Annotated in this window: 16 protein-coding genes; 11 read left to right on the top strand and 5 right to left on the bottom strand. The window is 74.6% G+C overall.

What is annotated here, in order from left to right; genetic code table 11:
• Window positions 1–14: 14 nt before the first annotated feature.
• Window positions 15–2,957, bottom strand: a complete 2,943-nt coding sequence (locus tag OG335_RS05145) for a cation-translocating P-type ATPase (RefSeq protein ID WP_405009791.1) — start codon at window positions 2,955–2,957, stop codon at window positions 15–17.
• A 401-nt stretch (window positions 2,958–3,358) separates the two neighbouring features.
• Here OG335_RS05145 and OG335_RS05140 point away from each other — a divergent pair, with 401 nt between their 5' ends.
• A complete protein-coding gene (locus tag OG335_RS05140) occupies window positions 3,359–3,796 on the top strand; it encodes a universal stress protein (protein WP_405009790.1) in 438 nt (145 codons plus the stop codon).
• Window positions 3,797–3,978: 182 nt separating this feature from the next.
• Here OG335_RS05140 and OG335_RS05135 read toward each other — a convergent pair whose 3' ends face one another.
• Both OG335_RS05135 and OG335_RS05130 read right to left on the bottom strand, forming a co-directional pair.
• Window positions 3,979–6,393, bottom strand: coding sequence for a glycoside hydrolase family 65 protein (locus OG335_RS05135; RefSeq protein ID WP_405009789.1), 2,415 nt, complete (start codon window positions 6,391–6,393; stop codon window positions 3,979–3,981).
• On the bottom strand, window positions 6,390–7,094 hold the full coding sequence (locus OG335_RS05130) for a helix-turn-helix domain-containing protein (protein WP_405009788.1): 705 nt from the start codon (window positions 7,092–7,094) through the stop codon (window positions 6,390–6,392). Before OG335_RS05130 ends, OG335_RS05135 begins: the two co-directional genes overlap by 4 nt.
• A gap of 259 nt (window positions 7,095–7,353) precedes the next feature.
• Between OG335_RS05130 and OG335_RS05125 the strand changes: the two genes are divergently transcribed.
• Window positions 7,354–10,104 carry a GNAT family N-acetyltransferase gene (locus OG335_RS05125; protein WP_405009787.1) on the top strand — a complete coding sequence of 917 codons (2,751 nt, stop codon included), beginning with the start codon at window positions 7,354–7,356 and terminating at the stop codon, window positions 10,102–10,104.
• A gap of 27 nt (window positions 10,105–10,131) precedes the next feature.
• Here OG335_RS05125 and OG335_RS05120 read toward each other — a convergent pair whose 3' ends face one another.
• On the bottom strand, window positions 10,132–10,911 hold the full coding sequence (locus OG335_RS05120; protein WP_405009786.1) for an MBL fold metallo-hydrolase RNA specificity domain-containing protein: 780 nt from the start codon (window positions 10,909–10,911) through the stop codon (window positions 10,132–10,134).
• Between the two features lie 253 nt (window positions 10,912–11,164).
• On the opposite strand from OG335_RS05120, the gene OG335_RS05115 reads away from it, so the two are divergent.
• The 9 genes from OG335_RS05115 to OG335_RS05075 all read left to right on the top strand — a co-directional run bounded on the left by OG335_RS05115 (window position 11,165) and on the right by OG335_RS05075 (window position 19,240).
• On the top strand, window positions 11,165–11,860 hold the full coding sequence (locus OG335_RS05115) for a CBS domain-containing protein (RefSeq protein WP_405009785.1): 696 nt from the start codon (window positions 11,165–11,167) through the stop codon (window positions 11,858–11,860).
• A 272-nt stretch (window positions 11,861–12,132) separates the two neighbouring features.
• Window positions 12,133–12,855: a response regulator gene (locus tag OG335_RS05110; protein WP_405009784.1), complete on the top strand. Its 723-nt coding sequence runs from the start codon at window positions 12,133–12,135 to the stop codon at window positions 12,853–12,855.
• A 113-nt stretch (window positions 12,856–12,968) separates the two neighbouring features.
• Entirely contained in the window at window positions 12,969–13,247 is a 279-nt protein-coding gene (locus OG335_RS05105; RefSeq protein ID WP_405009783.1) for an SHOCT domain-containing protein, read from the top strand.
• Window positions 13,248–13,280: 33 nt separating this feature from the next.
• Complete coding sequence (locus tag OG335_RS05100; RefSeq protein WP_405009782.1) at window positions 13,281–14,282, top strand: Acg family FMN-binding oxidoreductase; 1,002 nt, start codon at window positions 13,281–13,283, stop codon at window positions 14,280–14,282.
• An 85-nt stretch (window positions 14,283–14,367) separates the two neighbouring features.
• Window positions 14,368–15,024, top strand: coding sequence for a DUF4389 domain-containing protein (locus OG335_RS05095; RefSeq protein WP_405009781.1), 657 nt, complete (start codon window positions 14,368–14,370; stop codon window positions 15,022–15,024).
• A 370-nt stretch (window positions 15,025–15,394) separates the two neighbouring features.
• Window positions 15,395–17,140 carry a GAF domain-containing protein gene (locus OG335_RS05090; RefSeq protein WP_405009780.1) on the top strand — a complete coding sequence of 582 codons (1,746 nt, stop codon included), beginning with the start codon at window positions 15,395–15,397 and terminating at the stop codon, window positions 17,138–17,140.
• Window positions 17,141–17,350: 210 nt separating this feature from the next.
• Window positions 17,351–17,605, top strand: a complete 255-nt coding sequence (locus OG335_RS05085; RefSeq protein WP_405009779.1) for a DUF1918 domain-containing protein — start codon at window positions 17,351–17,353, stop codon at window positions 17,603–17,605.
• 323 nt (window positions 17,606–17,928) lie between these two features.
• Window positions 17,929–18,375 (top strand): pyridoxamine 5'-phosphate oxidase family protein, encoded by a 447-nt coding sequence (locus tag OG335_RS05080; protein WP_405009778.1) that lies wholly within the window; start codon window positions 17,929–17,931, stop codon window positions 18,373–18,375.
• 184 nt (window positions 18,376–18,559) lie between these two features.
• Window positions 18,560–19,240 carry a helix-turn-helix domain-containing protein gene (locus OG335_RS05075; protein WP_405009777.1) on the top strand — a complete coding sequence of 227 codons (681 nt, stop codon included), beginning with the start codon at window positions 18,560–18,562 and terminating at the stop codon, window positions 19,238–19,240.
• A gap of 227 nt (window positions 19,241–19,467) precedes the next feature.
• On the opposite strand, the gene OG335_RS05070 is transcribed toward OG335_RS05075, so the two are convergent.
• Entirely contained in the window at window positions 19,468–19,860 is a 393-nt protein-coding gene (locus OG335_RS05070; RefSeq protein ID WP_405009776.1) for a DUF1918 domain-containing protein, read from the bottom strand.
• Window positions 19,861–19,894 lie beyond the last annotated feature (34 nt).

Here is a 19,894-nt window from a genome sequence, read left to right as displayed (position 1 = left end):
CGGCCCCGCCGGTATCACGGCGTTCTGCGACCGTGCTCGGCGGCGACCCTGCGGGCGTGGTCGACGATCTCCGCGGCGGTGTGCTCGTCGATGCCGAGGGCGTGGGTGAGGCGGTGGGCGCTCCAGCCGTGGCGGGCGAGCAGGACGGCGACCGGGTGATGGCCGGAAGCCTCGACGGAGGGCCCCACGGGCGCGGGGACGAAACGCCTCGGCGCGGCAGGGACGGTCGTGCGGCGACGTACCAGGGCCCTGCGCAGTTCGTCCGCGCCCCAGACGACGAAGGGGAACGGTGCCACGATCGCCAGCTGGGCCGGGCTGAGGCCGGCGGTGCCGAACACGTGGTGCAGCGGGGGCAGGTAGACGATGGCGGCGGCGAAGGCGAGTGAGAAGCCGATGCCGACGAGCAGCTGCCGGTTGCCGAGGACACCGACGGACCGCAGGGAGGCGCGTTCGGTGCGGGCGGCGAAGGCGGTGCCGATCTGGCAGGTGACGATGCCCAGCCAGGTGACGGTGGTGGCCTGCTGGTAGACCGGATGAAGCGTGCTGCCCGCCCCCGTCGGGTCGCCGGGGTGCCAGCCGCCCAGCGTCAGGGTGAGCAGGAAGCCGCCCATCACGAGGAAGGCCGAGATCAGGCCGAGGAATCCCCAGGCCCGGGCCAGCATCGACCGCTGGATCACCTTCTCGCCGCGCGGGCGCGGCGGGCGGTCCATCAGGCCGGGCTCGGCGCGTTCGCGGCCGAGCGCGAGCGCGGGGAGGGTGTCCGTGCCGAGGTCGACGGCGAGGATCTGCATCACCGTGAGCGGGAGCGGGACGGCGCCGCCGGCGAGGGCGAAGACCAGGAAGGGGACGACCTCGGGGACGGCGTGGGCGAAGATGTAGACGATGAACTTGCGGATGTCGTCGTACGTCCGCCGCCCGGCCTCGACCGCCGCGATGATCGTCGCGAAGTTGTCGTCGGTGAGCACCATCGTGGCGGACTCGCGGGCGACGTCGGTGCCGGAGCGGCCCATGGCCACGCCGATGTCGGCGCGGCGCAGTGCGGGCGCGTCGTTCACCCCGTCACCGGTCATCGCGACGGTGTGGCCCTCGGCGCGCAGCGCGTCCGCGATCCGCAGCTTGGCCTCGGGCGAGGTGCGGGCGAAGATCACTTCGTCGCCGCGGGCGAGCAGGGTGTCGAGCTCCTTCTCGCCCATGGCCGTCAGCTCGGTGCCGGTGACGATGCGGGAGCCGCGGTGGCCGATGCCGACCCCGCCGGCGACGGCGGCGGCGGTCAGGCCGTTGTCCCCGGTGACGACGTGGACGGTGATCCCGGCGCGGTGGGCGAGGGTGATCGCGCCGGCGACCTCCGGGCGGGCCGGGTCGGCCATCGCGACCAGGCCGATCAGGCACAGATCCCGTTCGGCCTCCTCCCGCCGGTCCGGCGGTGCCTGGCCCGGCCGAAGGGGGCGCCGGGCCACGGCGAGCACCCGCAGCCCCCGGTCGGCCATGGTGCCGACGGCGCGGACGACCTCGCTCCTGTCGGGCGGGGTGAGCAGCCGCTCCCTGCCGTGGTCGAGAAGCCGGGCGGCCCGGGCGAGGACCTCCTCGGGTGCGCCCTTGGTGTGAAGGACGACCGTGCCGTCCTCGGGGTCCGCCGTCGTCATCAGCTTGATGCGGGGATCGAAACGGAACAGCGCCTGGCGGTCCGCGTCGCGCCGGTCGGGCACGCACACCGCACCGAGCCGGGCGGTCAGGTCGAGCAGGGCGACCTCGGTGGGATCGCCGTGACCGGCGTCCGGGTGGGCCGTCGTGCAGACCGCCGCCGCTTCGGCGAGCAGCCGGACCTCCGGCGGCGGATCCTCCGGGGTGCCGACGGCGTACTCCCCGCCCGGCGTCCAGACGGCCGTGGCCAGCATCCGGTTCTCGGTCAGGGTGCCCGTCTTGTCCGTGCAGACGACCGTGGTGGAGCCGAGGGTCTCGACGGCGGAGAGTCGCTTGACCACGGCCCCGCGCCGGGCCAGGTCGCGGACACCGGAAGCCAGCGACAGCGTGATGGTCGGGAGCAGGCCCTCGGGGACGTTGGCGACGAGCAGGCCGATCGCGAAACTCGCGGCTGCGGCCAGCGACAGGCCCGCGGCGAGGCCGATCGGCAGGAAGGCGACCCCCACACCGATCGCGACCAGCGCGATCAGGCGGGCGGCCCGCTTGACCTGGCGCTCCAGCGGGCTCTCCTCACGGTGGGTGCGCTGGCTCAGTGCCGCGATCCTGCCCAGTTCGGTGTGCATCCCGGTGGCGGTGACCACCGCCCTGGCCTGTCCGCCGGTGCAGGCCGTTCCGGAGAACAACAGGTCACGGGCGTCGAGCAGTTCGCCCTCGACGTCCACCAGGTCCGCCGAGCGGAACACCGGCACCGACTCGCCCGTCAGCGCCGAGAGGTCCACCTCCACACCGCCGGACAGCAGCCGGGCGTCGGCCGAGATCCGCTCGCCCTCCTCGATCACCAGGATGTCGCCGGGGACCAGCGACGTGGCCGCCACCTCGCGCCGCACCCCGTCCCGGACGACCGTCGCCCGGTCCGGCAGGAAGGCGTTCAACGCCTCCACCGCCTTCTCCGCCTGCTGTTCCTGGGCGAAGGCGAGTGCGGCGTTCAGCAGGATCACGGCCACGATCGCCACGGCGAGCGCCGGCGCTCCGCTGACGGCGGCGAGGACCGCCGCGAGTGCGAGGAGAAGGGCGAGCGGGTGGGTGAACTGCTGGGCGAGCTCGCCGGGCCAGCGCCGTCCACCCCGGCGGATGAGGGTGTTCGGGCCGTGAACGGCCTGGCGGCGGGCCGCCTCGCGTTCCGGCAGGCCCCGGCCCGAGGTGCGCAGGTCCCGGAAGAGCAGGGAGACCGGTTCGCGCGGGTCCGGAGCGTCGTCTCCGTCGCCCGGCTGCCGGAGTGCGGCCTGTCCGACGGTGTCGTGGCCGTCGGTACTCATGGGTTCGGGTGACCGGTCGGTCGGGGCACGGTGACGACCGGGCAACGCACGTGGTGCAGGAGGCCGTGCGGCACGGAACCCGTCCGCATGCCGTCGGCGGCCCGGGTCGTCGCGAGCCGATCCGGGCCCCGGGAGCCGACGCCGGGGACCACCGGACGGCGTCTGCTGACGGGTGCCATGGCTCCTCCACCGGTCGTCGACGGGCGGCCCGTGGGATCCGGGCCCCGTACGAACCGTAGGCGGCGGCCCGCGAGGGGCGGCAGGGCCGAGTGGCCCCGACAGGACGGCCGGGTGCACCCGCGGCCTTGGGGCCTGACGCGCCCGTGCAGGACCTCGCTGGCGGATCGGGCGGGAGGGGTGCAGCGTGGGAGGTGACCGAGACGGAAGCGAGGTGGTTCCGTGTGACCGGGAACGGCTCGACGGGCCGCGTCGTGGTGGGCGTCGACGGCTCGTCCTCCTCACGGGCCGCGCTGCGATGGGCGGTGAACCAGGCGGTCCGGACGGGAGCGACCGTGGACGCGGTGGGTGCGTGGGAGGCCACGCCGCTTTTCGCCGGCCCCACCGTGGTCGACCCCACGCTCGAGGCGGAGACGGCACGCCGACGTTTCGACCAGGAGGTCCACGACGTGCTCGGGGACGACCGGCCGGTCGAGGTCCGCGAACACCTGGTGCGCGGAAATCCGGCGGACGTCCTGCTGGAGGCTGCCGTCGGTGCGGAACTCCTGGTCGTCGGCAGCCGCGGGCACGGCACCTTTGCCCGTGCCCTGCTCGGTTCGGTGAGCCAGCGGTGCGCGTTGCACGCCTCCTGCCCCGTGGTGATCGTCCGTCCGCCCGCCTGATCGCGGTCGGACGTTCTCGTCCTCGTCCGTGGGGGACCCGGCGATCCCGTCGGCCGGTGACCGGGAGCCACGGCACCGGTGACGCCGTGGTGGCCGCACGGCTCGTCCGGCCCTCGGCCGTGGCGGCGTTCGTGCTGCCTGCCCACCGGGCTCCGGGGCCCTGATCGGTCGGCGGTCCGGACTCAGAGGGAGAAACGGTGGCTCCCGCCCGGCAGGACGGTCGTCGACGAGCCCCGGAAGACGATCCTGACGGGTGCCTGGTGGCCCTCGGGAAGGCTGACCGTGACGGTGCGCCGGTCGGCGGCGAGACGGACGCCCCAGTGCCCGCGGTAGCGGAGGTCCAGTTCCAACCGGCCGATCTCCGAGGGCAGGCGGGGGTCGAGCCAGAGCGCGTCCTGGCGGATCTCCAGGCCCGTGTAGCAGCGTTGCAGGAGGTCGACGGTGCCCGCCATGGCGCCGAGGTGGACGCCCTCGGCGGTGGTGCCGCCCTGTACGTCGATCAGGTCGCCGTGGAGGGCGTCGCGGAAGAACCGCCAGGAGGCGCGGCGGTCGGTGCGGGTCAGGACCCAGGCGTGCACCACCGCGCTGAGGGTGGAGCCGTGGACGGTGCGCCGCAGGTAGTAGTCGGTCGTGCGGTGCTGCAGTTCGTGGCCGGCCGGATAGCCGAGCCGGCGCAGGAGGTCGCGGACCTCGCGGGCGGAGAACAGGTAGAACAGCATGAGGACGTCCGCCTGCTTGGAGGCCCGGTACCGGTTGACGGTGTCGCCCTCGGCCTCCAGGACGCGGTCGAGCCGGCGCAGGTCGGGGTAGCGCCGGCGGTAGGCGGCCCAGTCGAGTTCGGCCAGGCGCTCGTAGCCGTCGAACTGGCTGAGGACCCCGTCGTGGAACGGCACGTGCAGGCGGCGGCTCACCTCCTGCCAGCGGTCGAGCTCGCCGGGGTCGAGCGCGAGCCGCTCCAGCAGCTCCTCGCGCCGGTAGGCGGGCAGCGCGTGGACGGCGTCGAGGGCGCGGGCGAGCACCCAGGAGGCCAGGACGTTGGTGTAGGCGTTGTCGTCCAGCCCCGGGCGGTCGGACCAGGGGTAGGCGTCGTGGTACTCGTCGGGTCCGAGGACGCCTCGGATCGAGTACCGGTCGCGCCGCGGGTCGTGCACGGCCGCCGACGACCAGAAGCGGGCGATCTCCAGCAGCATCTCGGCGCCGGTGCCCGCGAGGAAGTCGAGGTCGCCGGTGGCCTGGTAGTGCTGCCAGACGTTGTACGCGACGGCGGAGCCGACGTGGCGCTGGAGGTGGCTGTGGTCGGGCAGCCAGCGCCCCGACAGCGGGTTCAGGTGGAGCCGCTGCGACTCCTCCGCGCCGTCCGACGCGCTCTGCCACGGGTACATCGCCCCGCGCAGGCCGGCCTCCCGGGCGGCCTGCCGGGCGGCGTCGAGGCGGCGGTGGCGGTAGCGCAGCACGGCCCGGGCCAGCTCGGGGAAACGCAGGTTGAGCAACTGGAGGACGAACAGCTCGTCCCAGAAGACGTGACCGCGGTAGGCCTCGCCGTGCAGGCCGCGCGCCGGGATGCCGACGTCGAGGTCGACCGAGTGCTCGGAGTAGGTCTGCAGGAGGTGGAACAGGTGCAGCCGTACGGCGCCGATGCCGTCGAAGTCCGCGTCGATCCGGCAGCGGCGCCACAGCTCCGTCCAGCGCAGGGCGTGGTCACGGGCGAGCCGGTCGAAGCCGGGGGCCTGTGCCGCCAGCGTCCGGGCGGCTCGCAGCGGAGCACCGATGGCCGGATCGCGGGAGGTGTACACGGCCACGGTCTTCTCCACGGTGACCGGCGACCCCTGCGTCGCCTCCACGACGAGCGTTCGGGCCGCCATGCCGTCCCGGAGCTCGTCGGTACGGGTCACCGGGAGGGGGGTTCCCGCCCGGTGCACCCGGGTGCGGGCGGCGAGCGCGATGCGCAGCGGCGAGCCGGCCGCCGCCACCTGGAGCCACAGGGTGCCGTCGGGATCCGCGCCCTGCCCGTCGGGGCGGAGGTGCCGGCCGGTCAGCAGCCGGTAGCGTGCGACGCCGGTGTTGGACACGTCCGCGTCGAGCGCGGAGCGGACCTCCAGCGGGCCGGACCAGTTCTCGGGGACGAGTTCGGTCTCCAGCGCCACCAGGTGCGGCTGGGCCTGGCTGGCGATCCGGCGCTGCACCAGCTTGGTGCGGCGGCCGGATCCGTCCACGACGACGGCGTGCCGGGTCAGGACGCCGCGGCGCAGGTCCAGCTCCAGCCGCTCGGTGGCGGCGGGCCCGGCGAACCAGTCGCCGCCCGCCGGCCGGAAGGTGAGGGGGAGCCAGTTCGGGCAGTTGACCAGGTCCTCGTTCTCGACGGTGCGGCCGCCGACCACGGAGACCGCGCGGTCGTAGCAGCCGGCCAGGTAGGTGCCCGGGTAGTGGACGCCGTCGGCGCGGCTCTCGGGCGCAGCCGCACGGCTGACCAGGTAGCCGTTCCCCACCGCGCACAGCACCTCGCGGACGCCCTCCTCGGCCGGGTCGAAGCCCTCGTAGCCGAGCCGCCAGGGCTCTGCACGTCCGGCGCCGTGGAGGGCCGTGCTCCCCGCTCTCACGGTGCGTCGTCGGAGGCCGTCGTTCCGGCGCTGCGGATGACGCGTCCGGTGACCTTCTCCGGGCTGATCCGCACCCAGGTGTCGCGCCCGTCGCCCACCCAGGGCCTGGGGTCGGCGTGCTTCCCGAACCACGTCACGGCGTCCGCCTCGGTGACCTGACGGGCCGGGCCGGTGACGAGGACGCTCCAGCCGGTGCCGAGCGCCTCGTCGAGCCGGTCGACCTCGAAGGCGACCTGCTTTCCCACCGCGGTGGCGGCGACGCTCCGCGTCGTGGTGCGGTAGAGCACGGTGCCGTCCAGGATGCGGTAGTTGACCGGCAGGACCTGCGGGCCCCCGGAGGTGGACAGGGCGACCCGTCCGACGCCGCCCGGTTCCATCCTCGCCCAGCACTCCCAGGGTTGCAGCTCCTCCACCACGGGGCGCAGGGACGGCGTGCCCTGTCCGGGCGGCAGGTCGAGGCCCCCTTCGAGGAGGTACCGGACGGACGTGCCGAGCGGGCCCGCGAGCGCGGTGACCGTCTCCACGCCGACGTCGGCCGGCCGCGTCTCCAGGTGTTCGAGATAGGTGGCGGCCACACCGGCCCTGGACGCCACCTGCTCGCGGGTGAGTCCCACCTGCTCACGGCGGTGCGCGACGCGGCGGCCGATGTCACCGGGCTGCGGGGGACGGCCCTTGCTGCGGCTGCGTTCCGATGTGCTCATGAACATCGCTGTTCTCCCGTCGCGGCCACCTGTGTCCGATGGGGCTCCCGGCCTTCATCGTCCGGCGCGCCCTGCGCGCGGGCGAGGGCCGTTCGGGACCCGGCGGACGGCCGACCGGCCCTGCCGGACACGTGCCGGGCGCCGAAGGTCCGCTCGGGGCCGACCGGCCCTGGCGCGGCGCGGCGGTGCGGGCGGACGCTGGAGTCGGACCCGCCACGGGCCGCCCTGCCGTGGCCGGGCCGGACCGAGGGAGCCGCAGATGTCCACCGCTCCGTACCTGCCGTCCGCCGCGGAAGTCCTGCTGGCCGACGGCACGACCGCGTTCATCCGGCCGCTCGGGCCACGGGACCGGGCCGCCGCACTGGACCTGCACGAAGTCCGGATGTCCGAGGCGAGCCGCCGGATGCGCTTCTTCGGTGTCAGCCGTACGGCGCCGCAGATCGCCGCCGACCGCCTCTGCGGGCCGCCCCGCCCCGGCTTCCTGGCGCTGGGCGCGTGGGCCGGGGGCGAGCTGATCGGGGAGGCCGACTACGAGGCCGGGGCCGGCCGCGAGGACACCGCGGAGCTGGCCCTCTCCGTCGCGGACGCGTGGCAGCACCGCGGCGTGGCGACCCTGCTCGTCGAGCACCTGCTCCACGCCGCCCGCGAGCGCGGCGTCCACGTGGTCGAGGCCGACACCCTGGCCGGCAACCGGGCGGTCCACCAGGTCTTCTCCGACCTCGGACTGCCCGTCCGCCGCAAGCTCGAACAGGGCGAGATCCGGGTGCGGGTCCCGCTGGACGAGGCCGACGAGCGGTACCGCGAGGCGGTCGACGAGCGCGGGCGAACCGCCGACGTGGCCAGCCTCGCGGCGCTGCTGCGGCCCCGCTCGGTCGCGGTCGTCGGCGCGTCCCGGCGGCCCGGGTCGGTCGGCCGGACCGTCCTGACCAAGATCCGTGAAGGGGGGTTCACCGGCCCGGCGTGGGCGGTCAACCCCCGTGCCGGGACGGTCGCGGGCGAGCCCGCGTACCCCTCGGTCGCCGGCCTGCCGGGAGTGCCCGACCTCGCGGTGATCGCGGTTCCGCCCGCCGCGGTGGCGGGCGCGGCGGAGGAGTGCGGCCGGGCCGGGGTCCGGGCCCTGGTGGTGCTCACGTCCGGCCTCGACGCCGCCGTCGCCCGTCGACTGGTGCACGCCTGCCGCAGCCACAGCATGCGCCTGGTCGGCCCGAACAGTCTCGGCATCGCGCAGACCGACCCGGCGGTCCGGCTGGACGCCGAGTTCGGCGGGGCGTTCCCGCTGCCCGGCACCGCGGGGGTCGCCGCGCAGTCCGGCGGAGTCGGCATCGCCCTGATCGAGCGGCTCACCTGGCTCGGCATCGGCGTCTCCGGTTTCGTCTCGCTCGGGGACAAGTACGACGTCAGCGGCAACGACCTGCTGCAGTGGTGGGAGAGCGACGGTCTGACCGACCTGGTCCTGCTGCACCTCGAATCCTTCGGGAACCCGCGCGCCTTCGCCCGCACCGCCCGCCGGGTCACCCGCCGACTGCCGGTGCTCACCGTCGACGCCGGCCGCTCCGCGGCCGGCCGCCGGGGCGCCGCGTCGCACACGGCCGCCGCCGCGACCCCGACCGTCACCAGGGAGACCCTCTTCCGGCAGGCCGGCATCACCGCGGCCCGCAGCATCGCCGAACTGGTCGAGACCGCGGCCCTGTTGCACAGCCAACCGCTGCCCGGCACCCGCGGCACCGTCGCCGTGGTCTCCAACGCCGGTGGCATCGGCATCCTGGCCGCCGACGCCTGTGCCGAGGCCGGACTGCTCCTGCCGACCCTGCCCGCCGACCTGGCGGCCGACCTGCTCGGCCTCCTCCCCGCCGGCGCGAGCGCCACCAACCCGGTGGACACCACGGCGGCCGCCGACCCGGCGGAGGTGCGCGGCTGCATCGACGCGCTGGCGCGCAGCCGGGCCGTGGACGCCCTGCTGGTCTGCCTGGTGCCGACCGCCCTGACCGTGGACGCCGGACACGACCCGGTCCGGGCCCTGCTGGACGCACCGGCCAGGAGGGAGATCCCCATGGCCGCCGTTCTGGTCAGCCAGGAGGTGCCGGTCCGGTACCTCCCCTGCGCGGACGGCGATCTCCTCCCCGTCTACGCGGACTCCCGCGCCGCCGCCCGGGCCTTCGCCCACGCCCGCGACCGCGCGCGGTGGCTGGCCGAACCGCCCGCCCGCGACGCCGTGGCCACCGGCACCGACCCGGACGCGGCACGGCGGATCGCCGACGACCCCCTCACCGCCCGTCCCGGCGGCGGCTGGCTCGACCCGGACGCGACCTCCCGGCTCCTCGCGTGCTACGGGCTCCCGCTCACCACGTCCCTCTGGGCCCGGGACGAACACACCGCCGTCCTCGCGGCGCGGTCGCTGTGCCGCACCGGCCACGACGGCAGGGTCGCGGTGAAGGCCTACTGGCCGGGGCAGGTCCACAAGAGCGTGGAGGGAGCCGTCCGCACCGGGCTGGCAGGGGACGACGAAGTCCGTGCGGTGTACCGCGACTTCACCGAGCACTTCGGCGACCGGATGGCCGGCGTCGTCGTGCAGCCGATGGCCGCGCCCGGCCTCGAACTGCTCGCCGGCGTCGTGAAGGACCACGTGTTCGGCCCCCTGGTCGTCCTCGGCCTCGGCGGCACCGCCACCGACGTGCTCGACGACCGGTCCGCCCGGCTCGCCCCGCTGACCGAACGCGACCTCACCACGATGGTCACCGAACTGCGCAGCGCCCCGCTGCTCCTGGGCCGGCCGGGCCGGGAGCCCGTCGACCTGGCGGCGGTGGAGCGGATGCTCGCCGCGCTGTCCCGGCTGGCCACCGACCTCCCGCAACTCGCCGAGGCCGACCTCAACCCCGTGACGGCGAGGTCCGACGGGCTGGTGTGCGTCGACGCCAGGATCCGCCTGGAGCCCCCGCCGGTCTTCGACCCGTACCTGCGCCGGCTGCGCAGACTGCCGGGCACGGACGTCCCGGAGGACGAGGAGCGGTGAGACACGGTGCCGCCGCCGGACCTCCGCTCAGCGTACGAGGACGCGCTCACCGGATCGGGGGACCACGGCGGTCCAGCCGAGTTCGCGGTCGATCCTGTCGCGTAGCGACCGGGAGCCCCCGGGTTCGCCGTGCACCAGGTAGGTGGCGCTCGGGGGCGGTGCGGTGCGGAGCCAGTCGATCACCTCGGCGGCGTCGGCGTGGGCCGAGAAGGCGGGCACATCGACGATCTCGGCCCGGACCGGCACGTAGGTGCCGTACATCTTCAGCACCTCGGCGCCGTCCACCAGGTCGCGGGCCCGGGTGCCGGCCGCCGCGTAGCCGACGACGATCACGGTGTTGCGCGGGCCGGGCAGCAGCCGGCGCAGGTGGTGGACGACCCGGCCGCCCGTGGCCATGCCGGAGGCGGACACCAGGACCGAGGGCCCGGCGGCGCGCTCCAGTGCCAGCGACTCCTGCAGCGAGTGGATCGGTCTGAAGGGCTCCGGATCGAGGGCCGTCGCGCCGTCGTCCAGCACGTCGGGGCGCAGTTCCGGGGAGCGGGCGGCGAAGGCGTCACGGTAGATCTGCAGGGCGGCCAGCGCCATGGGGCTGTCCACGCGGACCGGGGTCAGCGCCGGCCCCCGGAACCCGCCGCGGACCAGGCGCGGCAGGTAGCCGCAGTGGTCGAGGTGGGCGTGGGTGAGCACCACGGCCTGGATGTCCGCCGGATCGAGCGGCAGCGGACGCCAGTTGCGGCGGCGCAGCTCGGCCAGGCCCTGGAAGAGGCCGCAGTCGACCATGATCCGGGCGTGGTCGGTCTCCACCATGAACTTGCTGCCCGTGACGGTCCCGACGCCGCCGAGGAAGGTGAGGAGGCCGGGCCGGGGCTCCGGGGGAGGGGGGCGCTGCCGGCTGTCGTCATCGTGTCCTCCCGGTGGCCTCCTCGCTCCCATGCCGGCGCGGTACCGGTCCGGCTTCCTGGGCCGTTGCGGCCCGGTGGCCGGACCGAACGGCCCTGTGCGGGCCGCCGTGCCCGCCGGACAGTGGAGTGGTACGGCTACCCGCGAAGGGGTGAGGACCATGCAGCACCGCAGCGTCCACGACGTGATGACCCAGGAGGTCGTCACCGCCGGGCCCGACACGCCGTTCAAGGAGATCGCGGGGCTCTTCCACCGCAACGACATCACCGCGATCCCGGTCGTCGACGACCAGCGGCGTCCGGTCGGCATGGTCTCCGAGGCCGACCTGATCCGCAAGGAGGCCGTCCTGCCCGACGTCGAGGGGGGTACACCCGGCCGCTGGCTGGATGCGCGCGACCGCGCCCGGGCGGAGGCCGAGACCGCGGGCGGGCTGATGACGAGCCCGGCCGTCACCGCCCGTGCGGGCTGGTCGATCCCCGAGGCCGCCCGCGTCATGGACCGGCACAAGGTGAAGCGGCTTCCCGTCGTCGACGAGGCAGGCCGGCTGATCGGCATCGTCAGCCGCCGCGACCTGCTCCAGCTCTTCCTGCGCCACGACGCCGCGATCCGCCAGGAGATCGACCACGACGTCCTCGGCCAGACCCTCTGGCTGGCCCCCGGCGACGTCCGGACGGCGGTGCAGGACGGCGTGGTCACCCTCACCGGACGGCTGCCGCGCCGAAGCATGATCCCGATCACCGAGCAGCTGTGCCGGGCCGTGGACGGTGTCGTCTCGGTGCACCAGACACTCGACTGGGCCGAGGACGACACCGACGTCCGCGTCGAGCACCCGCACGCCTACCGCGCGGGCAGGTGACGGGCGGACATGAGAGCACCGGGCCCACGCCCACGGCCTCGCCGACCGCGATGCCGTCGACCAGCCGCTCGCCGGTGCCGGTCAGCCGGTAGCTGCGCAGCACGGCCCCGCGCCGCCGGTACCGGGCAGCCCCCGGAGTGGTGGGCGCCGAGGTCGGGGCCGCCGCCCCCGTACGACGCACTCCGGGACCGTCCGCTCCGGCGGTGCGCGCTCCGGCCGGGGTGCGGGGACAATCGGAGCAGGTGTCCGCCGTCCGGTTCGGGAGACAGTCCATGGACGTGACCGAGGCCCGCGAGTCGGGGCAGGCCGTGAGGGTGTTCCTGCTGGACGACCACGAGGTGGTGCGGCGCGGCGTGCGGGACCTGCTGGAGGCCGAACCCGACATCGAGGTGGTCGGCGAGGGCGGGACGTGTGCGCAGGCGCTGGCCCGGGTGCCGGCCCTGCGGCCCGAGGTCGCGGTGCTGGACGTCAGACTGCCGGACGGCGACGGGGTGACGGTCTGCCGGGAACTGCGCGACCGGATGCCCGGGCTGGCGTGCCTGATGCTGACCTCCTTCGACGACGACGACGCCCTGCTGGACGCGGTCATGGCCGGTGCGGCCGGGTACGTCCTCAAGCAGGTCAAGGGCGCGGACCTGGTCAGCGCGGTGCGCACGGTGGCGTCGGGGCAGTCGATGCTGGACCCGATCACCACCCGGAGGCTGATGGAGAGCGTGCGCCACCACGACGAGACGGATGCCGGGAGCGCCCTGTCGCAGCTGACCCCGCGCGAACGGGAGATCCTCGCCCTGGTGGGCGAGGGGAGGACCAACCGGGAGATCGGCCGGGAGCTCTACCTCGCCGAGAAGACCGTGAAGAACCACGTGTCGCGGCTGCTCGCCAAGCTCGGCGTCGAACGCCGGCTCCAGGCCGCCGTGATCGCCGCCCATGCCGACACCGCCCGCGCCGACACCGCCCGCGCCGACACCGGGCAGCACCCGACCCGGCCGCACTGAGCCGAGCCCGCCCGGCCCAGCGGATTGAGCCGGTCGGCCCAAGCCGCGACCCCGCGACCGGGCGCACCGTGGGAGTGAGGCAACAGCCTCGCCCCCACGACCGGGAGCCCGCGATGAGGTACTGGAACGACCACGACATGAACGGCTGGGGCTTCGGCCTGATGGCCTTCGGCATGCTGCTGGTACTGGCTCTGCTGGTCTTCGTCGCCGTCACCCTGACCCGGAACCTCGGCCGCGCGCCCCAGCAGCCCCCACCCGAGCGGCAGGCCGTCCCGCCCCCGCCCGAGCAACTGCTCGCCGAACGGTTCGCCCGCGGGGAGATCGACGCCGACGAGTACCGCCACCGCCTGGACACCCTGCGATCCGGCCGTAACGGGCCCACACCGGGCTGACACCGGGCCGACCACCGACAGAGGGAGAACGCCATGGACGTCCTGGCCCTCGACGCCGCCGCACTGGAGAACCTGCTCTCCGCCGCGGTCGCCGCGCCGTCCGTCCACAACAGCCAGCCCTGGCACTTCCGGCTGGACCCGGAGACCTCGACGCTCCAGGTACGCGCCCTCCGGGAACGCGCGCTGCCGGTCACCGACCCGGACGGCCGCGCGCTGCACATCTCGGTGGGAGCCGCGGTACTCAACCTGCGCGTCGCCGCCCGCCGGCTCGGCTGGGCACCCCGTGTCCGGTTGCTGCCCGACTCCTCCGAACCCGACCTGCTGGCCGAGGTCGAGCTGGACGAGCCCTCCCATGCCCGGCTCACCAGCACCGAGGACCTGTACGGCGCGATCTGGCGGCGGCACACCGTCCGGACCCCGTTCACCGGCCCACCCGTCCCCGCCGCCGTGCTCGACGAACTCGCCGAGACCGCGCGGGCCGAGGAAGCCCTGCTGCGCTTCCCGGCCGGCGAGGAGAGAACCCGGCTGCTGGAACTCACCGCGGAAGCCGAGCGCCGCAACACCACGGACCCCACACGCAGCACGGAGAGCCGCAGCTGGATCCAGGGACCCGACGCACCCGCGTACGGGATCCCCCCTGCCGCACTCGGCCCGCAGGACAGCGCAGGGCGGATGCCGATGCGGGACTTCTCCGCCACCCACCCCCCGCAGCCCCTGCCGCCGGCCCGGTTCGAGACCGAGCCGTGCATCGCCGTCCTCACCACCCGGGGCGACACGCCGGCGGACTGGCTCCGCGCCGGCATCGCACTGGAACACGTGCTCCTGGTCGCGACCGTCCACCGGATCCGGGCCTCGCTCCTGCACCAGGCCATGGAGTGGCCGGAGCTGCGCAGGATCGTCCGTGACCCGCGGCAGGGCCCCGGTCACGCACAGGTGCTCGTCCGCCTCGGTTACGGGCCGGAGGGGGCGCCGACACCCCGCCTGGCCGCCCCCGACGTCCTGGACCCCGAAGACCGCGGCTTCGGCCTGCCGTGAGCGGTACCGGCCGGACGAGCCGTCGGCGCCGGGGCAGCCCTTCTTTCTCCGGCTGCACGGACCGATCAGCAGGGAGATGACCCGCATGACCTTCCCGATGACCGCCGGGCCGGTGCGCGTCGACGCGCGGCTGGACCTGCCGCTGTCCCGCTGGCTGTGGCTGGTGAAGTGGATCCTGGCGATCCCGCACTGGATCGCCCTGTTCTTCCTCTGGATCGCCTTCGTCCTCCTGAGCGTGTTTGCCTTCTTCGCGATCCTCTTCACCGGCCGCTACCCGCGACCGGTCTTCGACTTCAACCTCGGCGTGCTGCGGTGGTCCTGGCGGGTGTCCTACTACGCCTACGGGGCGCTGGGCACCGACCGGTACCCGCCGTTCACCCTCGCCGAGGAACCCGACTACCCCGCGTACCTGGACATCGCCTACCCGGAGCAGCTCTCGCGCGGCCTGGTGCTGGTCAAGTGGTGGCTGCTGGCGATCCCGCAGTACGCCCTCGTGGCGGTCTTCGCCGGGGGAGGCCGGGAGAGCTGGTCCGGCGGCGGCCTCGTCGGACTCCTGGTGCTGTTCGCCGGGGTCGCCCTCGCCGTGACCGGCCGCTACCCTCTGGGGATCTTCGACCTCGTCGTCGGCCTCGACCGCTGGGTGCTGCGGGTCGCCGCGTACGCCGCGCTGATGACCGACACCTACCCGCCGTTCCGCCTCGACCAGGGCGGCCCGGAACCGGGCCCCACGACAGGGCCGTGATGACGGCCGGTGACCGCCGCAGCCGGGGCCGTCGCGACGGGAGCCGAGCCGGTGCCCGCAGCCGTCCTGGCCTCCGCCGGGCTCGCCTGCGCGGCGCTCTACGTGCCGTTCCTCCGGGCGGTCCTGGACCCGGCCGCCGGCCTGGCCGGACCTCGTCGCCGCCGGCATGGCGGCGCCGCCCGGTTTCGCGGCCGCCCGCCTGAGCACCGGGAACGCGCGTCGGGCGCGACGCACCACCGCCTGAGCGGGCCCGACCGGCGGGACGACCGCACACCCGTGGGGATCAGCACGGAAGGACGACCGCACTCCGCTGGCCTAGCCTGGTGTCCGGGGGCATCGGCAGCTACGGCTCGCACGAACGGAGTGTGCGGTGGGCTCATCCCCGGAGCCTGGCTCCACCCCCACCCACCCCGCTCAGCCGATCCTCGACGACCTGCTCAGCGCACTCCGGTCACGGCTGGACGCCGCGCATGCCACCAGGGAGCGTGTCAACAGCCTCCTGGAGGCGGTCCTCGCGGTCGGCCGGGATCTCGACCTCGACCAGGTGCTCCACCACATCGTCGAGTCCGCCGTCGAACTCGTGGACGCCGAGTACGGGGCGCTGGGCGTCATCGGCGACGACCGGCGGCTGTCGCGGTTCATCCCGGTCGGCCTCACCCAGGAGCAGATCGAGCGCATCGGCCCGCTCCCACGCGGACTCGGCCTGCTGGGCGAACTCATCCGCCACCCCGAGCCGCTGCGCCTGACGGAGATCTCCGACCACCCGTCCTCCTACGGCCTGCCGGCCCACCACCCGCCCATGCACAGCTTCCTCGGGGTGCCGATCCGGATCCGGGGCAAGGTGTTCGGCAACCTCTACCTGACCGAGAAGCGCGGCGGTACCGGGTTCGACGCCGAGGACGAGACGGTCGTCTCGACACTGGCGGTCGCCGCCGGCGTGGCCATCGACAACGCCTGGCTCTACACGATGGCCAGGCTGCGCGAGCGCTGGCTGGCGGCGAGCGCGGAGGTCACCAGCCTCCTGCTGTCGGGCAGCTCCCAGCAGGAGGTGCTGGACCTGCTCATCGCACGGTCCGCCGACATCGCCGGCGCCGACCTGACCGTCGTCGCCCTGCCCGTCCGGGACGGTTCCTCCCTGGAGGTGCGGGTGGCCGTCGGCACGGACGCCGACGTGCACCGGGGGCTCGTCCTGCCGAGGGAGGGGTCCTTCATGGGCGCCGCCCTGGAAGCGGGTGGACTGGTCACCAGTGTCGATGTGCAGCGGGACCCGAGAATCACGGCCGGGCCGCCCCGCTGGGCGGGCCTCGGCCCAGCCGTGGCGGTGCCCATCGGCACCGTGGCCGGCGGTGTCCGCGGTGTGCTCCTGATGGCCAGGGCATCGGGCAGGCCGGTCTTCGGACCGGAGGAGTCCGCCCCGCTGGCGGGCTTCGCGGGGCAGGCCGCCCTGGCCATGGAGCTGGCCGAACGCCGCAGGGACTCCGAACAGGTCGCGCTGCTGGAGGAACGCGACCGGATCGCCCGGGACCTGCACGACCTGGCCATCCAGCGGCTGTTCGCCACCGGCATGACCTTGCAGGGGGCCACACGCTTCATCGACCACCCCGAGGCGTCGGACCGGGTCCTGCGCGCCATCGACGACCTCGACGAGACCGTACGGACGATCCGCTCCAGCATCTTCGGACTGCGGGCCAGGGAACGCGGACCCGCCGCCCGCGGACTGCGGAGCAGGGTGGCCGGTGCGGTCGACCGGGCAGCCGCCGGGCTCGGCTTCACCCCGGTCCTGAGGATGGAGGGGCTGCTGGACGCCCGCGTGCCGCTGCCGGTCGCCGACGACGTGGTCGCCGTGCTGGAGGAGGCCCTGTCGAACACCGTCCGCCACGCGCACGCCCGCAGGGTCGGCGTGGCCCTGAGCGCCGGCCGGGAGCTGAACCTGACGGTCGCCGACGACGGCGTCGGCCTCCCGGCCGGCGGACCCCGCAGCGGGCTCGCCAACCTCGCGGAGCGGGCGAAGCGCCTCGGCGGGACCTTCCGGGCCGGTGCGGGCCCCGACGGCGGGACCCGGCTGGTGTGGCAGGTTCCGCTTCCCCCGCCGGAGCAGCCGACGCGATCGGGCTGACCCGCAGCGGGAGTGCGGCCGCAGGCTCTCCTCACCGGACGCACCGCTCACCCGCCGGGTGCCGGCCGATCAGGGCCGAACGGCCCCCGGACCGGTCCGAAGGGCCCAGCACCGGGTACGGCCGCGCGAGGCAAGGTGGAGAGGCACCCGGGCCGTGTCGCGTAGACCGGGCGGCGGCCCGTCAGGTGCGCGGACAGGAGGGAGACCACCATGAAAGCGGCAGTGGGGGACCGGCTGGTCATCGACGGCCCGACCACGGGCGCGCCCCGCCGGGACGGTGAGGTCGTCGCCCTGCACCACGAGGACGGCACCCCCCCGTACGACGTCCGCTGGTCGGACACCGGCCGGGTCTCCCTGGTGTTCCCAGGTCCCGACGCCCATGTCCACCACTTCGAACACGCCCGCCACCCGGGGCCGGGGAAGGCCCTTCCCACAGGGACCGGTCGGGGCATCGCCGGGAGCTGACGGCGGCCACCGCACCGACGGACCGTCAGGAAGGCGCCTTCGGGCTGCCGCTGCGGGCGCTTCGGCTTCGTCTCCCGGATGAGGCTCCCGCCGACGGGAAACGCAGGAGCGGGCCGTTCGGCGCACCCCGGTGGACCGGGAGGCCCCAGCGCAGGACGACCGGCACGCGCATGCTGGCCAGTGGGGAGGCTCTGGCCGGCGGACTCACCGAAGGAGGCCCGCACCATGTGCGCCGGTCCGCATGGCGCACTTGCCACCGGAACCGGCACGATCCGGCGCCGTTGCCGGTGGACCTGAAGCCGCAGCGCTCGGAGGTGGACCCCGTGGTCCGTTCTGACACCCCGTACGGTGCCTCCGCGAAACCGGAGGCGGGCCGCGCCGCAGCCGAGGAGTGCACGCGGGAGCAGAGCCTCGCCCTGCTCCGGCAGACGGCGATCGGGCGCCTCATCCACACCGATGACGCGATGCCCGCGGTGACCCCGTCCTGTTTCACACTGGACGGTGTCGGCGAGGTGGTCGTCCCCGTCCCGGCAAGCTGGCGGGCCGAGGTGATGGACGGGGCCGTGGTCGGTTTCCAGGCGGACCTCTTCGACGAGCGGACACTCTGCGGCTGGACGGTACTCGTCGTCGGCCGGTCCCGGCCGGTGACCGATCCCGTGGCGGTCGAGGCGCTGTGCCGCCGAGGCCCACGGTCGTGGGGGCACCGACCGGTCACGGGCTACCTGAGCATCCATCCGGAATTCGTCACCGGCACACGGTTCGGATCATGACTCCGCTTCCGCGCCCCGAGCACGTGCCGGCCCTCCCGTGAAGGAGGAGCACCATGGCACCGGTACCTCCACGGGGCCGGGGCACCGAGCGTGCTGTCCGTCGCCGCTCCGGCGGGCCACGGGCTCACGTGCCGTGCGATCGACCGGGCGGCCGGAACAGCCCGACCACAGGAGATGGACGGCCGTGAACGAGCGAATCCCCCGGTCCGAGAAGCCCGACAGGGCCGCCCGTCCGCCGGATGAGGTCGCCAGGCGTATCGCGCTGCGGGCCAGACAGCTCGGACTCACCCGTGAGGAACTGGCGAGCAGCGCAGGCATGTCACCCCGGTACCTCCGGCATCTGGAGGAGCTGGGCGACGCGTTCGACCCGGCAGCCGTCCTGAGGCTGGCCGCCGTCCTGCGGGTGACCCACGACGAACTGCTGGAGGGACGCACCGACCTCCCGCCGGGGCAGCCTCCCCCCGGACCGCACCCCACGCTGATGACGCTCACCCCCGACGAGTGCTGGGACCGGCTGTCCGACCACGGCATCGGGCGGGTGGCCCTCTCCTCGGGGTCCAGCCCCGCCATCCTCCCCGTCAACTACCTCGTCGATGCGCACTCGGTCGTCTACCGGACATCCCCGACGGGCGCCGCGGCAGCCACCGAGGGCGGCGAGGTCGCCTTCGAGGCGGACCGCGTCGACGAAGGCGACAGCGAGGGCTGGAGCGTGCTCGTCGTCGGCACGGCCGAACGGATCGACGACGGCACCGCGGCACGGCTCGTGTCCCAGCCGGGCGCGAAGCCCTGGGCGGCCGGGATCCGCGACCTCTGGATCCGGATCGTCCCGGCCCAGGTGACCGGTCGTCTGATCAGGAACGTCTGACGGGCCCACCCGCACACCGGCTGCCGGTGTGCGGCTCGTACGGCGCAAGCAGCCGGGGGGCACACGGGAACGCGCCCGATGCCGCCCGCTCCGCGACGATGCCGCCCGCTCCGCGACGATGCCGCCCGCTCCGCGGGCGGCATCGTCGCGGACGGGGTCGTCGGGCTCGCGTCCCCTGTCCGCCGGGGCGGACCACCGGCCGGGCCCGGGTCCGCCCGGCCGAGCGCTCAGTCGGCGAAGGTGTGCCACCTCCTCGGACTCACCGCGCCGGGAGGTTCGACGGGCGCCTCCTCGCGGTCGCTGTGAGGGAGGTGGTGCGGGTGGGCGTCCGGGCCGGGGAAGAACAGCGACGTCCGTCCGTCGTCCGACCACTCCACGTCGTACGGCGGGCTGCCGTCGGCATGGTGCAGGGCGACGATCCGGCCGTCCCGACGCGGGGTGCCGGGCCGGGTGCCTTCCACGGTGACACGGTCCCCGATACGGCTTTCATGGTCGCCTCCGTAGGGTGTCGGACGACTGGGGAGGGTTCCGTACCTCCCAGTCGAGCAGCTGGACCTGCGGGGAACCGGGAGCGACCGGGGCCGCTCCGGTTCGGGTTGCCCGGTCGTGTGCAGGGCCACCCCGGCTGTCCCCGGGGCCGGGGGCAGCCCTACG

Source organism: Kitasatospora sp. NBC_01539 (assembly GCF_045040525.1).
GTDB lineage: Bacteria > Actinomycetota > Actinomycetes > Streptomycetales > Streptomycetaceae > Kitasatospora.
This window is presented reverse-complemented; position numbering and strand designations above follow the sequence as displayed.

Excerpts from the sequence above, each read along its gene's own strand:
- OG335_RS05130 (WP_405009788.1), bottom strand. The coding sequence starts at position 7,094 with ATGAGCACATCGGAACGCAGCCGCAGCAAGGGCCGTCCCCCGCAGCCC.
- OG335_RS05145 (WP_405009791.1), bottom strand. The coding sequence starts at position 2,957 with ATGAGTACCGACGGCCACGACACCGTCGGACAGGCCGCACTCCGGCAG.
- OG335_RS05105 (WP_405009783.1), top strand. The coding sequence starts at position 12,969 with ATGAGGTACTGGAACGACCACGACATGAACGGCTGGGGCTTCGGCCTG.
- OG335_RS05110 (WP_405009784.1), top strand. The coding sequence starts at position 12,133 with ATGGACGTGACCGAGGCCCGCGAGTCGGGGCAGGCCGTGAGGGTGTTC.
- OG335_RS05100 (WP_405009782.1), top strand. The coding sequence starts at position 13,281 with ATGGACGTCCTGGCCCTCGACGCCGCCGCACTGGAGAACCTGCTCTCC.
- OG335_RS05115 (WP_405009785.1), top strand. The coding sequence starts at position 11,165 with ATGCAGCACCGCAGCGTCCACGACGTGATGACCCAGGAGGTCGTCACC.
- OG335_RS05085 (WP_405009779.1), top strand. The coding sequence starts at position 17,351 with ATGAAAGCGGCAGTGGGGGACCGGCTGGTCATCGACGGCCCGACCACG.
- OG335_RS05125 (WP_405009787.1), top strand. The coding sequence starts at position 7,354 with ATGTCCACCGCTCCGTACCTGCCGTCCGCCGCGGAAGTCCTGCTGGCC.
- OG335_RS05120 (WP_405009786.1), bottom strand. The coding sequence starts at position 10,911 with ATGGTGGAGACCGACCACGCCCGGATCATGGTCGACTGCGGCCTCTTC.
- OG335_RS05095 (WP_405009781.1), top strand. The coding sequence starts at position 14,368 with ATGACCTTCCCGATGACCGCCGGGCCGGTGCGCGTCGACGCGCGGCTG.